The 18,090-nt window shown below is 73.0% G+C and carries 13 protein-coding genes; 4 read left to right on the top strand and 9 right to left on the bottom strand.

The annotated features are described in order from the left end of the window. Window positions 1–76 precede the first annotated feature (76 nt). The 7 genes from D7147_RS27200 to D7147_RS27170 form a co-directional block, all read right to left on the bottom strand. Window positions 77–2,386 (bottom strand): M64 family metallopeptidase, encoded by a 2,310-nt coding sequence (locus tag D7147_RS27200; protein WP_120682653.1) that lies wholly within the window; start codon window positions 2,384–2,386, stop codon window positions 77–79. Window positions 2,387–2,606: 220 nt separating this feature from the next. Then, window positions 2,607–3,767, bottom strand: a complete 1,161-nt coding sequence (locus D7147_RS27195) for a low temperature requirement protein A (protein ID WP_120682651.1) — start codon at window positions 3,765–3,767, stop codon at window positions 2,607–2,609. Window positions 3,768–3,988: 221 nt separating this feature from the next. After that, on the bottom strand, window positions 3,989–4,633 hold the full coding sequence (locus D7147_RS27190) for a TetR/AcrR family transcriptional regulator (protein ID WP_120682649.1): 645 nt from the start codon (window positions 4,631–4,633) through the stop codon (window positions 3,989–3,991). 43 nt (window positions 4,634–4,676) lie between these two features. Next, a complete protein-coding gene (zwf, locus tag D7147_RS27185; RefSeq protein ID WP_120682647.1) occupies window positions 4,677–6,056 on the bottom strand; it encodes a glucose-6-phosphate dehydrogenase in 1,380 nt (459 codons plus the stop codon). 182 nt (window positions 6,057–6,238) lie between these two features. Further along, window positions 6,239–9,049 (bottom strand): M14 family zinc carboxypeptidase, encoded by a 2,811-nt coding sequence (locus tag D7147_RS27180; RefSeq protein ID WP_120682645.1) that lies wholly within the window; start codon window positions 9,047–9,049, stop codon window positions 6,239–6,241. A gap of 133 nt (window positions 9,050–9,182) precedes the next feature. Next, window positions 9,183–11,051 carry an adenylyl cyclase gene (locus tag D7147_RS27175; RefSeq protein WP_120682643.1) on the bottom strand — a complete coding sequence of 623 codons (1,869 nt, stop codon included), beginning with the start codon at window positions 11,049–11,051 and terminating at the stop codon, window positions 9,183–9,185. A 206-nt stretch (window positions 11,052–11,257) separates the two neighbouring features. After that, entirely contained in the window at window positions 11,258–11,767 is a 510-nt protein-coding gene (locus D7147_RS27170; RefSeq protein ID WP_120682641.1) for a winged helix-turn-helix transcriptional regulator, read from the bottom strand. 115 nt (window positions 11,768–11,882) lie between these two features. Between D7147_RS27170 and D7147_RS27165 the strand changes: the two genes are divergently transcribed. From D7147_RS27165 to D7147_RS27150, 4 genes are all read left to right on the top strand, one after another. Next, window positions 11,883–12,206, top strand: coding sequence for a nuclear transport factor 2 family protein (locus tag D7147_RS27165; protein ID WP_120682639.1), 324 nt, complete (start codon window positions 11,883–11,885; stop codon window positions 12,204–12,206). A 54-nt stretch (window positions 12,207–12,260) separates the two neighbouring features. Further along, complete coding sequence (locus D7147_RS27160; RefSeq protein ID WP_120682637.1) at window positions 12,261–13,052, top strand: FkbM family methyltransferase; 792 nt, start codon at window positions 12,261–12,263, stop codon at window positions 13,050–13,052. An 82-nt stretch (window positions 13,053–13,134) separates the two neighbouring features. After that, window positions 13,135–15,531, top strand: coding sequence for a PEP/pyruvate-binding domain-containing protein (locus D7147_RS27155; RefSeq protein ID WP_120682635.1), 2,397 nt, complete (start codon window positions 13,135–13,137; stop codon window positions 15,529–15,531). 70 nt (window positions 15,532–15,601) lie between these two features. After that, complete coding sequence (locus tag D7147_RS27150; RefSeq protein ID WP_120682633.1) at window positions 15,602–16,192, top strand: TetR/AcrR family transcriptional regulator; 591 nt, start codon at window positions 15,602–15,604, stop codon at window positions 16,190–16,192. A gap of 27 nt (window positions 16,193–16,219) precedes the next feature. Here the strand turns inward: D7147_RS27150 and D7147_RS27145 are convergent, their stop codons facing one another. Together D7147_RS27145 and D7147_RS27140 are read right to left on the bottom strand one after the other, a co-directional pair. After that, window positions 16,220–16,975, bottom strand: coding sequence for an ABC transporter permease (locus D7147_RS27145; RefSeq protein ID WP_120682815.1), 756 nt, complete (start codon window positions 16,973–16,975; stop codon window positions 16,220–16,222). Between the two features lie 101 nt (window positions 16,976–17,076). Continuing rightward, a complete protein-coding gene (locus D7147_RS27140) occupies window positions 17,077–18,051 on the bottom strand; it encodes an ATP-binding cassette domain-containing protein (RefSeq protein WP_120682631.1) in 975 nt (324 codons plus the stop codon). Window positions 18,052–18,090: the final 39 nt, after the last annotated feature.

The raw sequence follows: 18,090 nt of genomic DNA, 5'->3' as shown, positions 1-18,090 counted from the left end.
AACTCCGACGGCGCGGGGCCGGTCGCCGCACGACGACCGGCCCCGAACAATCTCAGACCTCCCGCGAGTTCTGGACCTAGAGCCCCCGGCACTGCCCCGACGCGGCGCCGCGCACGGTGTTCGGCGCGCCGAGATCGACCGGGGCCGGGCTGTTGCCCGAGCAGTGCAGCGAAACCACCTCGTTGCCGGCGAGGATCGCCGCCGTCGTGCCGGTGTCGTTTCCGCTGAGCAGCAGGGCGCCGTCCACCCGGCTGCCCACCGCCGTGACGTGCCCGGTGGTGCCGGTCACCGTCACCGCGCCCCGCACGGTGCTGTTCAGCAGCTCCACGGCCGTCGCGCCGGTCGCCGCCACCGCGCCGCTGATCGAGGAGCGGTCGACCACGAGGGCGGCCCCGGCCCGGACGGTCACCCCGCCCGTGACGGTGGCGGCCCGCAGGCAGGTGACGCCGGAGGTGACGACCAGCGCGCCGGCGCGCCGACCGGAGACGACGTCGGTGCACGTCGGCGGCGGCGGAATCAGCGTGGCGACGAACTCCCCGGCCGTACCCACGTTGCCCACCGCGTCGATGCCCCGGTACTCGACGGTGTGTCGGCCGTAGCCGGGGGAGCGCTGGGCGAACGGGGAGACCGACAGGCCACCCGAGCCGAGGTTGCCGTAGACGAGACCGTCGACGTCGGTGCCGGTCGCCGTGAACAGGAACGGTGCCTGCGCGTCGGTCGGCCAACCGTAGTAGTTGTGCCAGCCGTCGCGGTCGAGGCGGAACTCGGCGGTGACCTCCGCCGCGGTGTCGTCGGCGCCGGTCAGGCGCATGGTGAACGGCCTGTTGTAGACGTACTCGGTGGGCTTGCCGGGGCGGGCGGTGGTGAGCAGCGGCTCCGACAGGTCGTAGTCGACCTCGGGGCGGGTCGCGTCGACCGTCCAGGAGCGGGACACCGACTCGGCGGTGACCGGGTCGGTGACCGTGGCGGTGAGCCGGTGGGTGCCGCCGGTCAGGCCCAGTCCGGCCAGCTCCAGGTCACCGTCGTGACCGGGGTTCGCCACCGGACGACCGTCGAGGGCCCAGGCCACGGCGGGGATCCGGTCGGTGGGGTGGGTGCTCTCCACGTACACGACGTCCCGTGCGCCGACCGGCCGGTCGGTCGCGGTCGACGTGGTGATCGCCAGCGGCTCGGCCACCACCGGGGTGGTCAGCCCGGTGTCGACGGTCCAGGTGCGGCGCTGGGTCAGCGCGGGCGACTCCCGTACCGCCGGGTCGCGGACGAACGGAGTCGGATCGGTGACCGTCGCGGTGACGGTGTGCGTTCCGGGGGTGAGCCGCAGCGTCCGCAGGTCGAGGACGCGGGCGTTGCCGGTGCCGGCGACGGTCGTGCCGTCGACCGTCCAGGTGACTCTCAGCTCGTGGCTCACCGGATGCAGGGTCTCGACCCGGACGACCTGGTCGGCGCCGATCGGCCGCCCCGCCTCGGTGCCGCCGGCCAGGATGTCGACCCGGCTCGCGATCCGCTCGGTCATCTGCTCCCGGGCGACCTGGTCGAAGTAGAAGCCCAACGACTTCATCATCGAGTGCCGGCTCGGCCGCCACACGCCCTTCTGCAGGTAGAGCCCGCCCTCGTAGCGGCCGATCTGGCCACCGGACTCGCTCGGTTCACCCAGCCAGCGCCACCACTTGGCGCGGGTGTCGCGCATCTGTTGCTCGGTGAGGAGGGTGTGGTGCGTCGACGAGGGCTCCGGTCCCTCGTAGGTGTCCCCGGCCACGCCGCGGGCGTAGTAGTCGTACTCGTCCTGCAGGCCGCCCAGCGAGTGCCCGAGCTCGTGCGGGCTGATCAGCGCGGAGAGCGCGTTGCCGCCGGAGGCGGTGGCGTTGACCCCGCCGGCCCCGCCGTAGGTGTCGCTGTTGGCCAGGGCGACGAGCTGCCGGTTGCCCCGGTTGGTGCCCGCCGCGAGATCGGCGTACGCGTTCGCCGCCGTCCCGTCGACGGCGAGCAGACGCTGCACGCTGTTGGGGTTGCAGCCGCCCCAGAAGCCCATGTCCAGCACGGTGTCCCGCTCCGGGTCGCCCAGGCCCGGGTCGCAGTCCACCCCCGACTCGGCGGAGACGATCTCCACGGCGTAGACGTTGAAGTAGCTGCGGTAGGACTTGAACGGCTCGATCGTCCAGAGGGTGTTCAGGTGCTTGTCGACGTGCGAACGGAAGGTCGGCAGGTCCGCCTCGGTGTACCCGTCGCCGAGCAGGACCAGGTTGAAGCGCTCCGCCGGATTACCGGTCACCTGGATCGGCACCACGGTGGCGCTGCCCACGTCGGCGGCGACGGCGGGCGCCGCCCCCACCCCCACCAGTCCGGCCGCGACCATCGCCGCCACACAGAACCCCGCTCTGACTCTCACCCTCGTGCCCCTCCCGTCCGTCGGCGGCCGCCCCGGCGTCAACCGGCCCGGGGCGAACCCGCCCGTCATCGATCACGATCATCGGACCGTACCCGCGCGCGGCCGCGCGGGATAGCCACCGGAACCGGACGGTGGTCGGCCCGAGACGTTCGCCGTCGCGGAGTGGACCGAACACCGATGGCGTCACCGTGGCGTTCACCGGTCGGGGGAGGGTCCGCGGTCAGGCCCGTTTCGCGCCCGGGCGGAACCGGACGGCCTCCGCGACCACCACGCTCAACAGCACCACTGTGGCGAGCACGCTCAGGGCGAGCCCCGGCAGCCACGGCGCGACCCAGCCGGCGGCCACCGTCACGACGATCCCGGCGAGGTGGGCCCGTGGAATCCGGTCGGCGACCTCGTGGTCGAGCAGCGCCCGACCGGCCAGGAAGAGCGCGGCGCCGCCGAGCAGCAGCGCGACCAGGATGTCGTCCGGCCGCTGCATCGGATGCCTGATGACCCGCTCGAAGCCGGCCGCGATGCCGACCACCCCGGTCACCATGAGCCAGTGCACGTACGGGTTGGTCCGCACCAGCCGGGTCCGGTGCGCGGAGCGCTCGATGGCGGTCCGCAGCACGGCGCCGGTGCGCCGGGCGTGGCTCCACCAGAGCACGACAGCGGTGACGAACGCGGCGAGGAACGCGCCGATCCGGTCGAGGCTGAACGGCATGCGGCTCAGGGTCAGGACGGCGATCAGGACGAGCTCGCCCAGGGCCAGGATGTAGATCTGCTGGTACCGCTCGGCGAGGTGCTCCGGGGAGACGTTGTAATGCGGCAGCGGTCGCCGGCCGGGGATCGGGAACCGGAGGCCGAAGGCGACGTAGTCGACGCCGAGCGCGGCGAGCCACACCACGAGCCGGGTGTCCGCGTCCGGGAGCAGGCCGCCGACGATCCAGAGGGTGCCCGAGAGGCCGGTCCAGAGCAGGATCCGGACCGGGCGTTCCTGCTCGCGCCGGCCGCGCAGCGACGGGATGAGGACCAACCCCCGGCCCCAGTTGATCCCGGCCCAGGTGGCGCCGAAGACGACGCCGTGGGCGCCGAACGCGGTCGGCAGGGCGGCGGACATCAGCATGCCGCCGAACATGATGCCCAGGACCACGAGCTGGATGGGTCGCTCCTGGGGGCTGTAGATGTCGGTGAACGAGGTGGTGGTGACCCAGACCGCCCAGAGCGTGGCGAGCAGGAGCAGCGCCTGGCCGATGCCCGTCCAGGTCTGCTCGGCCGCCATCTTCTGCGAGGTCAGCGCCAGGGTGGCGAGGAAGGCCAGGTCGAAGAAGAGTTCCAGCAGGTCGGCGCGTTGGGAGCCCTCCGGCGTACGGGTGATGGCTCGGCGTACGCCCGGCATCACGACCGCCGGCGGCGGGTTCGTCCCCGCCCGGCGTGGCGGTCGCAGCGCTCGACGGGGAGGTGGCGATCGTCGTCGGACATCGGGTCCCGTTCCTCGCTCGACGTGCTGGGCGACGGGTTGCCGACCCGGTGGCTGCGACGGCTCCGCTGGTAACGCTACGTCGAGGGCGGACGGTCCGAGTCCGAACCGCGGAATGTTCCGGCGGCCGGCCGGCGGGCTCAGGCGGCGAAGCTCTCCACGTAGCCGATCGCCGCCTCGGCGGCGGCGCGCAGCGGCTCGGAGGAACGCCGGACCTGGCTGAGCAGCAGGCCGCCCTGGACCGCCGCGAGCAGCGCGGTGGCGAGCTGGTCGGTGTCGGCCTCGGCGACGAGTACGCCGTCCTGCCGCATCCGGCGCAGCCCCGCCCGGATGGGGGCCTCCCAGCGGTCGAAGGCGGCGGCGAGGTCGCCCCGTAGCGGCTCGTAGGTCTCGACCAGCTCGCTCGCGAGCGAGCCGATCGCGCACCCGCCCGCGCAGTCGTGCCGCTCCTGCGACGCGATCATGGCGTCGCGCCACGCCCGGAGCGCCGGGAAGCTGTCCAGCCGGTCGAGGTGCGGCTGCTGCCCCGCGATGGTCTGCTCGACCTGGTGGGCGATGACGGCCCGCACCAGCTCGGTCTTGTCGGCGAAGTAGTGGTAGATCTGCGAGGCGCTGACCCGGGCGGCCTGCTGGACGTCCGGGATGCTGGTGCCGGCGACGCCCTTGCGGAAGATGAGATCCGCCGCCGTCTTCACGATCCGCTCCCGGGTGCGCCGACCCGCGGCGGTGTGCCGGGGTCTGGCCGGCGCCGGGCCGGGGGTGGAGACGGCATCGGTTGGTGTCATCGCCCCAGCTTAACGTTGGTTAAGTCGCGCGCCTCACCGGTTGTCAGCGGGTGGCCGGGTCGTGCCAGCGGCCGGCCAGCGTCGCCGCCTCGGCCGGACCCCAGCTGCCCCGCGGGTACGACGACACCGGCGCCGACAGGTCCAGGATGGGCTCGACGATCCGCCACTCCTGCTCGATCGTCTCCTCCCGCGCGAAGCGCAGGTGCCGCCCGTCCAAGGCGTCGTCGAGCAGCCGCTCGTACGCCTCCCGCCGGTGTCCGAGCGTGGCGTCGAAGTCGACGGGGAGCTCGGTCGAGGTGCCCGTCACCTCCGCGCCGGGCTCCTTGACCTGGACGGAGAGGGTGATGCCGTCGTGGCGGCCCAGGCGGAAGCGGAGCAGGTTCGGCTCGGGCTCGGCCCCGTCGGCCGACGGCACGAGGTTGCGCTCCGGCGTCTTGAACTCGACCACGACCTCGGTGGCCGTGCCCGGCATCAGCTTGCCCGTACGCAGGTAGAACGGCACGCCGGCCCAGCGGGGCGAGTCGATCCGCAGCTCGGTGGCGACGAACGTCTCGGTGTTGGAGTCGGCGGGCACGCCCGGCTCGTCTCGGTAGCCGGCGTACTGGCCGCGGACCGTGGTGGCCGGCGAGAGCGCCGCCGCCCGGGTCAGGGCGCGGATCTCCTCGGCGCGGAACGCGTCGTCGCCGGCGTCGGCCGGGGGCTCCATGGCGAGCAGGGCCACGACTTGGAGCATGTGGTTCTGCAGCACGTCGCGGGTGGCGCCGATCCGGTCGTAGAAGCCGGCGCGCCCCTCGGTGCCGAAGCCCTCGGCGAGGGTCACCTGGATGTTGGCGATGTGCTCGGCGTTCCAGAGCGGCTCGAAGATCCGGTTGGCGAAGCGGAAGACCCGCAGCCCCTCGACCGCCTCCTTGCCGAGGTAGTGGTCGATGCGGAAGATCCGCTCCGGGTCGAAGGCCGCCCGCAACACCTTGTTCAGCTCGTGCGAGGTGGCCAGGTCGCGGCCGAAGGGCTTCTCGACGACCACCCGGCCGCGCGCGGCCAGGCCGGAGCCGGCCAGGCCGTCGACCACCGCGGTGAAGACCGCCGGCGGGATGGCCAGGTAGAAGAGCGGCCGCCGCGCCGTCGAGAGCGCCTCGGCGAGCCGCTGGTAGGTGGTGGGGTCGGCGTAGTCGCCGGAGAGCATCGTGAGGTTCCCGGCGAGGCGGTCGAAGACCTCGTCGTCGACCTGACCGTTCGCCTCCAGCACCGACTTGCGCGCCGCCGTGAGCAACTGCTGGTGGTCCCAGCGGGAGCGGGCGACGCCGATCACCGGCAGGTCGAGCCGACCGCGACGCGTCAGCTCGTAGAGCGCCGGGAAGAGCTTCTTCGCGACCAGGTCACCGGTCACACCGAAGAGCACGACAGCGTCTGAGCGCAGGTCCATGGCACGTTCACCTCATCTTGGAATCAGCTTTCCAAGACTCTCGCGCAGCCGCTCGGGCGTCCACGCTCGGGCACGTGACGTCCGCGACAACGCGAGGGCCGCCCGATCCTGCCCCAACGGGGCCGCCGGAGCCAACTCGGGGGCGGGCCCGGCCGGTCGCCGCCGGCCGGGCCCGCCTCGGATCAGGCGACCAGGGACCGCAGCGGAACCCCCGCCGTCTGCAGGGCGCGCACCAGGTCACCCAGGAACGGGTGCTCGTCGGCCTGCTGCCCCTGCGGGTTCGGGATCACCAGGTAGGACGAGCCGCCCGCCGCCGACGTCCGGGCGTCGCCGGTGAACCGTTCGACGACCGACCGGGTCCGGGCGAGGTCCGCGTCCGCCACCTCGATGGTGATCGGCCGCCAGCCGCCGCCGAGGTCCTCGGGCGCGGACACCCGGGCCGCGGCGGCCCGGGCCGGGTCGACCGACGCCGCCCGCTGCGCGGCGGGTCCGGCGCCCGTCTCGGGGTAGAGCAGCGCGTTGGCCACCAGGTGCAGCCCGTTCTCGTTGTACGCCCGGAAGAGCGGGTTGAACGCGAAGAGCACCGCCCGACCGGCGCCGGTCGGCTCGTCCACCAGGGCCGCCGTGCCGCGCAGCGCGTCGGCGCCGACCGTGTAGCCGTTCGCCCAGAACGTCTCCCCGCTGGGGTAGCGCAGCACGTTGGTGCCGGTGGTGCTGGGGTTGAGGATGGGGTCGCCGTTGTTGAACTCGAAGTCCTCCGCGGGTCGGCCCGACGCGACCGGGCTGGCGGAGTCGACATCGACCCGCAGGTGCGACCCGATCACCTGGTACCCGGCCGGCTTCGGCTTCTCGGTGGTGGAGGTGAGCCCGGCGGCCCGGGCCATCCGGGTGCCCTCGTTGCGCAGCCCGATGTAGGTGTTGCCCTGCGCGATCCAGCTGCGCAGGTTGGCCTGCCCGGCGGCGGTGAGGCCGCCGGTCGGGTTGCCGCCGTCCGGCACGAGCAGCACCGACCGGCCGGTGAACGCGGCCGTGTTCTCGTTGATGTCGGCGGTGGTCACCGGCTTCAGCTCCAGCCCCCACCGCTCGCCGAGCACGTAGCGGGCCTCACCGTGCGAGCCGGAGGTGGTGGAGATGCCGTCGCCGCCGAAGAGGCCGACGTCGGGCAGCTCCAGCCGGGCGCCGCGGGCCGGTCCGCCCGGGCTGAGGGTCACCCCGAACGACTCGGCGAGCTCGTCGATCTCCCGGGTCAGGCGGGTCGCCGCCAGCCGGACGACGCCGCCCGCCCCGTCCCGGACCAGCGGCACCCCGCGACCGAGCAAACGGAAGGTGAGCTCGGCGGCCGCGGCGGAGTCGAGGCGGTAACCGTACGAGCCCCAGAGTGAGGCGTGACCGGTCCGGCCGCCGGAGATCTGCCGGACCAGCTTCGCCCGGGGCCGGACGTCGTCCCCGGTGGAGATGGTCGGCACGCCCATCAGCAGCGGGTTGCTCCAGGACGAGACGTCGTAGAAGTAGGGGAACGGCGTGTACGGGTCCTCACCCATGATCGCCTGGATCCAGTGCTTCTGCGGCTGCTCCATGGGGATCCAGTACGCGCCCTTCGGCACCGTGACGTTCCGTGCGCTCCGGCCGCCGAAGATCCGCGCGTTGGGCACCCGGGTCGCCTGCTGCACCTCGTACACCTCGACGTCCATCCGGCGCAGCCGCTCGACCAGCTGCCGTACGTCGGCGAGCTGCCGGTCGGGCAGCAGGAAGTAGGACCGGATCCGCAGGTCCGGGACCGGGAACTGGACCTCGTTGGTCGGCTGGACCACCTCGTTCGGCTCCAGCGTGCCCGCCCGGCCCTGGGCGAGCGCGTCCGTCCAGATCCGGTAGTAGTCGGTGAGCACCTCGTGCCGGTTCGCCGCGGCCCAGCCGAGGGTGGACCACTGGGTGTGGAACTGCTGCTGGACGCGGTCGGCCACGGCCGAGGCGCTGCCCTTCTCGAAGGTCATGCCGGCCGCGCCGAAGCCGGCCGCCGGCACGGTGTCGCCGTAGCCCATGAAGAAGAGGTCGTAGCGGGCGTAGTTGAAGTAGCACTCGGTGGTGACGGTCTCGGTGCAGGCGCCGTTGTAGCCGAAGCCGGCCTTGTTGGCCTCGCCGATCCGGTTGATCCAGTCGACCGCCTCGGCGGAGATCTCGTGGTGGATCGGGTCGGCGTTGGGCGGGAAGAAGTACTGCGAGCCGGTCATCTCGTGGGCGTCGACGAAGACCTGCGGCGGGTAGCGCCGCATCAGCTCCAGCTTGCTGTCGGTCTCCTGCTGGGTGCGGGCGAACCAGTCCCGGTTCAGGTCGAAGCCGAAGTCGTTCTGCCGCCGGCTCGCGTCCCGGCCGTCCGGGTTCTGCGTCGGCACGATGATCGTGACGAGGTTCTCGTTGCGCTCGGCGACCTCGCACGACAGGCCGGCGGCCAGCTCGTACAACGTCTTCAGTGCCGCGTCGGCGCCGCTCTTCTCGCCGCCGTGCACGTTGCCGGTGACCCAGACGATGGCCGGGGAGTCGTCGGCCGTCTCGGCCGCCTCCCGGCGCGTGGTCCGGCGCGGGTCGCGCAGGTCCCGGACGTCCTCCGCGATCCGGCGCAGGGCGGCCGGCCGGACGTTGCGCTCGTGGGAGACCACGGCGTACGGCAGTGGCTGACCGAGCGCGCTCGTGCCCAGTACGCCGGTCACCACCCGGTCGGAGGCGGTGTCCACGGCGTGCAGGTAGCCGCGGATCTCCTCGGTGGTCACCGGCCGCTCCTGCCCGAGGCCGAGCGGGAAGCCGAGCGCCCGCTCCGGGCTGGGCACGCTCGTCAGTCGGGCGCTGGGGTCGGTGCTGCAGTGGGTGGGCGACGGCGGGCGGGCCCCGGCCGAGGTGCCGCCGAGCAGCGGCACCGTGCCGACCAGGAGGGCGATCGCGGCGGCGCTCGCCAGCCGCCGTGCGGGGACGATCCGGGGTGGACGGGTCGACGGGGCCATGCACTTCCCCTCTCGGTGGATCACATTGACCGGAGCCTATGGTCCGGGTGTGTCACCGAGCAAGATTCCGTCGACGTGGGTGACTCGGGCGGTGCGGGTCGGGACAGGTAATCCCGACCCGCACCGGCGCCGCTTACGGCAGCGGATACTGGGCGACGTAGACCGGCGCCCCCACCCGGGTGGTGTCGGCCGCCTCGCCCACCCCGTTCACCACGTGGTCGATGGTTCCGGCGTTCAAGTTGACCGTCATGACGTGGTGCAGCCGTACGCCCGGCGTCCGCGGGACCTCGAAACCGTTCTCGGTGTGGATCGACGGGTTGTTCTGGTTGAAGACGTAGACACCACCGCCGTGCAGGGTGTGGTGGCGTACCCGGTCGCCGACCTTGTAGCCGGCCCACCCCTCGACGTCGCCGTTCATCCAGTCGGCCTGCGTCGGCGGGTCGTACGGCAGCTCGTTCTGGTAGAGCACCGTCGTGCCGTGCTCGCCGTTCCAGACCGTGTTGTACCGCTGGAAGTGCTCGACGAACAAGCCGGTCGCCGTCACGTGGTCGCCGTTGATCACGGCGCCGTACCGGCCGGTGTTCGTCCGCCAGCGCTCGGTGTCGCCGTTGACCCCCTCGGTGAAGCCCTCCACGCCGTGGTCGCCGCGCCAGACCCAGGTGTGGTCGATGAGGACGTGGTCGCTGTTCACCTCGAGCGCGATGTTCGTCCGGCCGATGTGCGGGCCGCCGACGCGGAAGTACACGTCGGACAGGGTGGTCGGGTTGGCCGCGCTGCCCCCGTCCCGGCCGTGCCGGTCGCCGACCCGCAGCAGGACCGGCGACTCCCGCAGACCGGCGTCGATGGTCACTCCGGCGACCACCACACCGGGAACGCCGGCGACCTCCAGCGGCACCGCCCCGTTCACGGCGGTGAGCGTGGCGTGGCCCAGGCCGAGCAGCACCGTGTTCGGACGCTTGACCTCGATGCTGCGGGCGATGTCGTAGACGCCCGGGGTCAGCAGGAGGTGCTTGCCGCGGGCGAGCTGGCTGTTGATGGTCCGTACCGAGTCGCCGGGGCGGGCCACGAAGAAGTCCTCGATCGGGATGCTGCGGCCCGGCGTGATGCCGTCCGCCCAGGAGACACCCCTGCTGTCGCGCTGGGCGGCGGGCACCCGGACCTGGTAGCGGCCCTTACCGTCGACGTACAGGTACGGCTTCTCCCGGCTGACCGGGGTGGTGTCGAGCGTGGTGTACGGCGGGTCGGGGAAGGTCGCGTCGTCGGGCGCACCCACGACCCCCGCGAAGACCTGGTTCCAGACCGCGTTCGACCAGCCGGCGATCTCGCTGTTGCGGGTGAGCCACTGCTGCTGGGAGCCGTTGGTGGTGGCGGGCAGCCGCGAGTCGGCGATGAAGCCGCCGCTGGCGTACTGCGGGCCGGCGGTGCAGTAGTCCATCAGGGAGAGCCCGCCGCCGGTGATGTCGAGCCGGCGCATCGACACGGCCTGGGAGACCGCCCAGAAGTTCGCCGAGGCGCGGCAGCCGTCCTGACCCGCCGCGTCGACGGTCAGCGAGAGGTTCGACAGCGTCCGCCAGAAGTTGACCAGCGCGATGCAGTTGCCCGTGCCGCCGTCGGCGAGGCACCGGTTGTACGCCTCGATCTTCCCGTTGATCCGTACGTCGGTGGGTGACGCGCCGAGCCCCGCGATCTCGGTGTAGTAGCCGACCTTCATCTGCAACGGCTGCTCCGGGGTGCCGTAGCTGCCCGGCTTGAACAGGTACGCCTGCCGTTCGGTGCCCATCTCGGCGTCCACCTGCCGGGCGTACGCGGCGTCGAGCGTCGCCTGGATCTCACTGACCGGCATGCCGGGGTCGAAGACGGTGACGTGGGGGCCGAGGTCCGGCGTGCGGGGCCGGGGCGGGCCGGCGTTGGCGGTCGCGCTCGTCGTGCCGAGGGTGGCGCAGAGCACCAGCCCGAGGGCGATTGCCCGGCCGAGCCGCCGGGCGCCTGGGGAGTGGGTCATCCGGGTTCGTCCTTCCCGCCGCGCGCGGACTCGCCGGCGCGGCCACCTGGGGGATGAGGTGCTTGAGAGCGCTCTCTCACACCTGCGGACCTGGTCGACGCGTCGAATCAAGGGATCGGCATGTTTCTACCCGGTAATTCCGTCGCGCGCTACGGCCGCGCGCCTCGAATCTCCGCACTACCGGAGCGGAGTGGGCTCGGCCAGGGTTATCGGCCGGGCGGGGGCTGCTGCGGCGCGGCGTCGGCGTACCGGGTGCGCATGACCTCACCGGCGGCCGGGCCGGCGGCGAAGACGAAGTTCTCCGGGTCGAGTTCCCGCCCCGTGCTCCGGTCCACCACCACGGGCTCGACCTCGGCCCCGGTCTCCCGGTCGACCAGGATCATGCTGCGCTGCTCCGGCCGGAGCCGGGAGTTGCCCCAGGCGGCGAGCGTGACGATCACCGGTCGCAGGCTGCGGCCCAGTTCGGTGAGGACGTACTCGTACCGGTCGGGGTGGGTCTGGTAGCGGCGGCGCTCCAGCAGCCCGTTGGCGGTCAGGGTTCGAAGTCGGCTGGTCAGGATGCTGGAGGAGATCTTCAGGTTCTCCTGGAACTGCTCGAAGCGGGTGTAGCCGTCGAACGCGTCGTGGAGGATCAGCAGGGTCCACCACTCGCCCACCACGCCGAGGGTCGCCGAGAGCGGGCACTCGCGGTCCTCCAGGCGGATCTTGCCGGCCATACCTGCTCCTCACCGAGTGGGTGCTAATGTCGAAGTGACTCACTTCTAGTTCAGAAGTAACAGTACGACGGTCGCGCCGTCCCGACGGTCCGACCCCGCACATCGAGGAGTTCCCATGACCGAGGCGCCCGAGATCATCCGCCGCTACTTCGAGCTGGCCGGCCGGCCGGACACGGACGCCTACTTCGCGCTCTTCGCCGACGACGCGGTGGTGGAGGACGAGGGGAGGACGTACCGCGGGATCGCGGCGATCCGCGACTGGCGCGGCGAGGTGCCGCTGGTCCGGTACGAGATCACCGACGTCGAGGACGCAGCCGAGGGCACGGTGGTCACCACGACCATCAGCGGCGACTTCCCCGGCAGCCCCTTCGCCGGCCTGCGGTACCGCTTCGAGGAGTACGACGCCGACCGGATCCGCCGGCTCCGCATCGCCCCCTGACCGCCGGGGCCGGAATCCGAGATCCCCTCACGTCCGGCGGGCTAGATTCTGGAGATGGACGCCCGCGCCGGCGCTGTGGAGGCCCTGAAGACGGATCCCGACGCCGTCTCGATCCGCCGTTCCCTCGAGGTCTACTACGGCGACCCGGCGCGCGAGGCGGCCATGGACGCCTTCTACGCCCGCTTCGTCCGCCGGGGTGACCTCGTCTTCGACATCGGCGCGCACGTCGGCGACCGGGTCGGTAGCTTCCGCCGGCTCGGGGCCCGGGTGGTCGCCGTCGAGCCGCAGCCGGCGTGCACGCGGGCGCTGAGGGCGATCTACCGCGACGACGGGGAGGTGACAGTCGTCGAGGCGCTCTGCGCCGCCGGGGCGGGGAGCGTGCCCTTCAGCGTCAACTCCGCCAACCCGACCATCTCCACCGCCTCGCCGCACTTCATCCGGGCCGCCGACGGCGCGGCCGGCTGGGAGGGGGAGCGGTGGGACGCCCCGGTCGACGTCGCGTCGCTCACGCTCGACGGGCTGATCGCCGAGCACGGGGTGCCCGCCTTCGTGAAGATCGACGTCGAGGGGTACGAGGACGAGGTGCTCGCCGGTCTGGGTCGACCACTGCCCGCGCTCTCCTTCGAGTTCACCACGATCGAGCGCGCGGTCGCGCAGCGGTGCCTGCGCCGGCTGACCGGGCTCGGGTTCCAGGCCTTCAACCTCGCTCTCGGCGACGCCATGGCGCTGGCCTCCCCGCAGTGGATGGCCGCGCCGCGGATGGCGACGTACCTGCGTTCGTTGCCGTACGAGGTCAACTCCGGCGACGTGTACGGCCTCTCCCGGGCGCTGCGGCACCGCCGCTGACCTCGGCATGACGTTGCGGTCGCAATGCCAAGAGGCTAGAGTCTTTTGCAATGCAGTCGTATTGCAAAAGAGGGTGCCCCCGATGCACGTGATCACGTTCTCCGAGCTGACCGACGGGATGGTCGACCTGGTCGGCGGCAAGGCGGCCGGGCTGGCGGCGCTGATCCGGCTCGGTGAACGGGTGCCGGACGGCTTCTGCGTCACCACCGCCGCCCAGGAGACGGGAGCGTCCCCGGAGGCCGAGATCGAGGCGGCGTACCGGCAGCTCGGCGGCGGCCCGGTGGCCGTGCGCTCCAGCGCCACCGCCGAGGACCTGCCGGACGCCAGCTTCGCCGGGATCCAGGACACGTTCCTCGGCGTCACCGGCGTCGCCGACCTGCTCTCCGCCATCGAGAAGTGCCGGCACTCGCTGCACACCGACCGTGCCGTCGCCTACCGCGACGCCCACCACATCGAGCACGCGGCGGTGCGGATGGCGGTCGTCGTGCAGCGGATGGTCGACGCGGCGGTCGCGGGTGTGCTCTTCACCGCGAACCCGGTCACCGGACGGCGGACCGAGATGATCGTCGAGGCCGCCGCCGGTCTCGGCACGACAGTCGTGGACGGCGCCGCCGACGTCGAGCGGTACGTCCTCGGCGAGCCGCCGCAGCCCGGCGGCCTGCTCACGGCCGCCCAACTCGACGAGCTGCGCGCGGTGGGGGAGCGACTCCAACACCGGCTCGGCGGGCCGCAGGACGTCGAGTGGGCGTACGACCGGCAGGGTGTGCTCTGGCTGCTGCAGTCGCGGCCGCTCACCACCCTCTTCCCCCTCCCGCCGGCCACCGACGACCCCGAGCCCCGCGTGTACCTGGAGTTCGGGCACGTACAGGGCATGCTGCGTCCGGTCACCCCGATGGGCATGTCGACGCTGAAGTCGGTGATCGTGGCGATGCTCGCCAGCCTCGGACTGCGGGTCGAGGTCACCGACATCGGCGGGCGGCTCTACGGCGACCTGACCGACCTGGCCCGGGACCCGTCCGCCCGCAAGCGCCTGGTCAAGCTGATGGCCGTCGACTTCGGTCCGCGGGCCCAAGCGGTGATGGAGCGGGTGCTCGCCGACCCGCGCTTCGCGCCACGCCCCGGCCGTCGGGCCGGACGCGGCGGCGCACCGAACGCGCGGACGGCGCTGCGGGCACTGATCGGCGTGCTCCGGGCGCTGGCCCGGCCGGCCGCCGCCCGCACCCGGATGTTCCGGGCGATCGACCAGCTCGCCGCCGACTCGGCCGCCCCCGCCGAGCTGCGCACCGCCGCCGACCGGCTCCGGTTCGTGCGGGACCAGGAGGAGACCTCGCCGGGCACGGACGACCTCGTCTGGCCCATCATCGCCGGCATGCTGGCGGCCACCCTCCCCGCGCACCTGATCAAGGGCGTCGCCGACCGCGACGAGATCGACACCGTGCTCGGCGGCATGCCGCACAACGTCACCATCGAGATGGACCTCGCCCTGTGGCGGCTCACCGAGCAGGCCCGAGCCCACCGCGACCTGCTGCTCACCACCGAGCCGAGGGAACTGGCCGACCGGTACCGACTCGGCACGCTGCCCGACATCGGGCTCGCGGTGTTCCTGGACCGGTACGGCCACCGGGCCGTCGCCGAGGTCGACCTCGGGGTTCCCCGCTGGGCGGAGGACCCCGCGCCGGTACTCGCCATGATCGCCAACTACCTCCGGGTCACCGACCCCGACCAGGCGCCCGATCGCCGCTTCGCCCGCGCCGCCGCGACGGCCGAGGCCACCCTCGACCGGCTCGTCGTACGGGCCCGCCGCCGCCGGCCGGTCCGCGGCCGAATCGCCGGTTTCCTGCTGCGCCGGGCCCGTTCGCTGGCGGGCCTGCGCGAGGCCGGCAAGTTCGCCGGGCTGTACCGGCTGCGCGAGATGCGCCGCCAACTCCTGCTCATCGGTGCCGAACTCGCCGACGGCGGACTGCTCGCGCGACCCGACGACATCATGTTCCTGAACCTCGACGAGGCGGCGGCGGCCGTGCACCAGGGCGCCGACCATCGTTCGACGGTCACCGCCCGCCGCGCCGTCCATGAGCGCGAACTGCGCCGCCGTACCGTGCCGGTCGCCCTGCTCTCCGACGGCACCGACCTCGAGGCCGCGCTGCCGGTGCCGGCCGCGACGGCCGGGGCGCTGCGGGGCGTCGGCGCGGCGGCCGGCGCGGCGACCGGGCCCGCGCGGGTGGTTCACGACCCGGCCACCGCGCGCCTGGAGCCCGGCGAGATCCTCGTCGCGCCGACCACCGATCCCGGCTGGACGCCGCTCTTCCTGACCGCCGCCGGGCTGGTCACCGAGACCGGCGCCGTCATGGCGCACGGCCCCACGGTCGCCCGGGAGTACGGCATCCCCGCCGTCATCTGCGTCCCCGACGCCACCCGGCTGATCCGCACCGGCGACATCGTGACGGTGGACGCCGCGGCCGGAACGGTGACCGTGCGGTGAGCCGCCGACGCCGGTCGGGCACGGCCGGCGACGATCCACCACCCGTTCCCGACGTGACAGCATGAGGACCATGCCGAAGAAGGTCGACCACCACGAGCGGCGCACGCTCATCGCGGACGCGCTGATGCGGGTGGCTGCGCGGCAGGGGCTGGAGGCCGTCAGCCTGCGCCACGTGGCGACCGAGGCCGGCGTCTCGTCGGGCATGGTCCAGCACTACTTCCGCACCAAGGACGAGATGATGGCGTTCGCCATGGCCGTCGTCCGGGAGCGCAACCAGGCGCGGGTGACCGAGGCGATCGCCCAGCTGGGCGAGGAGCCGCCGCCCCGGCTGCTGCTGCGCACGATGTTCGTCACGATCCTGCCGCTCACCGAGGAGTCCCGCGCCGACGGCCGGGTCGCGTTGGCGTTCCTCGCCTACACGGCGGTACGGCCCGAGGCCGCCACCGGTCTGCGCGCGGACACCCGGGAACTGACGGGCTTCGTGGCGAGCCTCCTGCCCGGTCCGCGACGGCAGGAGCGGGCCGCGGGCCTGCTGGCGCTGATGGAGGGCCTCGGCGTCTACCTGCTCGGCGGCCACTACCCGGCCGAAGAGGCCCTGGCCGCGCTGGACGCGCAGCTCGACGTCCTCTTCGCCGAGACCGGCGCCGCCGACGCGGGGTAACCTGCGTCGGCGGCGCGCCACGGCGGGTCAGCGGCTCAGCCGCTGGTAGCGCCGGACGGCGAGCGGCGCGATCACCGCGATCAGCAGCACCGGCCAGCCGACCGCCAGCAGAAGGGCGTGCTCCGCCGCCCAGGACCCGCCGCCGAGGCCCGGGTTGCCGAAGAGGTCACGGGCCGCCGCCACGGTGGCCGAGAGCGGATTCCAGGCGGCGATCGCGCCCAGCCACTCGGGCAGCAGCTCCGGGGCGACGAAGACGTTGGAGAGGGCGGTGAGCGGGAAGGCGAGCGGGAACACGATCACGCTCACGGTGTCCGGGTTCGGCACCAGCAGGCCCAGCAGGATGCCCAGCCAGGTGAGCGCCAGCCGCAGCAGCAGGATCAGGCCCACGGCGGCCGCCGCGTCGCCCAGACCGTTACGCCACCGCCAGCCGACGAGCAGCCCGCACACCACGAGCACCGACAGCTCCAGCAACGCCCGCAGCAGGTCCGCCCCGGCCCGCCCGGTCAGCAGCGCCGACCGGGCCATCGGCAACGAACGGAACCGGTCGACCACGCCACGGCCGGCGTCCACCGCGATCTGCGACGCGGTGGCCCCCAGGCCGTACAGCATGGTCATCACGAACACCCCGGGCAGCAGGAACTCCCGGTAGCTGCCGTCGCCGGGCACCGCCATGCCGCTGCCGAAGACGTACCCGAAGACGAGCACGAACATGATCGGCAGGCTGAAGTAGAGGACGATCTCCTCGGGCGAGCGGATCACGTGCCGCATGTTCCGCCCGGTCATCACCCAGCCGTCGACCACCGCCCAGCGCAGCCGGGTGAGCGGGCCCGAGGGCGGCGCCTGCTCGGCGCGGCCCGACGGGACACGCGTCTCGACAGTCGTGCTCACGCCGCCACCTCCGTACCCGCGCGGCCGCTGCGGTCACCGGTTAGGTGCAGGAACGCCTCGTCCAGCGTCGGCCGGCGCAGGACGACGTCCTCCACCGCGATCCCGGCGTCCTGGAGTGCGCGCAGCAGCTCCGCGAGCGCGGTGATCCGGTCGGCCACGGGCGCGCTGAGCTGACGGATCTCCCGGTCGACGCGGACCGTCCCGCCGGTGATCCGCTCCACGAGAGCCGCCGCCGTGGGCAGCTGCCCGGCGTGCCGGACGACCAACTCGATCCGGTCCGCGCCGGAGCGGGCCTTCAACTCGGCCGAGGTGCCCTCGGCGACGACCCGGCCCGCGTCCACCACCGAGACGCGATCGGCGAGCTGGTCGGCCTCCTCCAGGTACTGCGTGGTCAGCAGCACCGTGGTGCCGTCGGCGACCAGCGTGCGGACGGCGTCCCAGAGGCCGTTGCGGCTGCGCGGGTCCAGCCCGGTCGTCGGCTCGTCGAGGAAGAGCACCTGTGGCCTGGTGATCAGGCTGGCGGCGAGGTCGAGCCGGCGGCGCATGCCGCCGGAGTACGTCCCGGCCGAGCGTCCCGCCGCGTCGGTGAGCCCGAACTGGTCGAGCAGCTCGTCCGCCCGCCGCCGGACCGTGCGCGACGGCAGGTGCCGGAGCCGGCCGAAGAGCACCAGATTCTGCCGGCCGCTGAGGGTCTCGTCGACCGCCGCGTACTGCCCGGTCAGGCCGATCGCCGCGCGCACCCGCTCGGGGTGCCGGGTCACGTCGTGCCCGGCCACCCGGGCGTGGCCGGCGTCGAAGCGGAGCAGGGTCGCCAGCACCCGCACGGCTGTCGTCTTGCCCGCACCGTTCGGGCCGAGCAGTCCGCAGACCGTGCCCGGCGGCACCGTCAGGTCGAACCCGTCGAGGGCTGCCGTGCGGCCGTACGTCTTGCGCACGCCCCGGGCCACGACGGCCGATGTCTCGTCAGTCATGGCGGCAGCCTCGCCGACCGCGCTGACCGGACGCGCACC

It is taken from the genome of Micromonospora musae (genome assembly GCF_003626545.1).
Classification (GTDB): Bacteria; Actinomycetota; Actinomycetes; order Mycobacteriales; family Micromonosporaceae; genus Micromonospora; species Micromonospora musae.
This window is presented reverse-complemented; position numbering and strand designations above follow the sequence as displayed.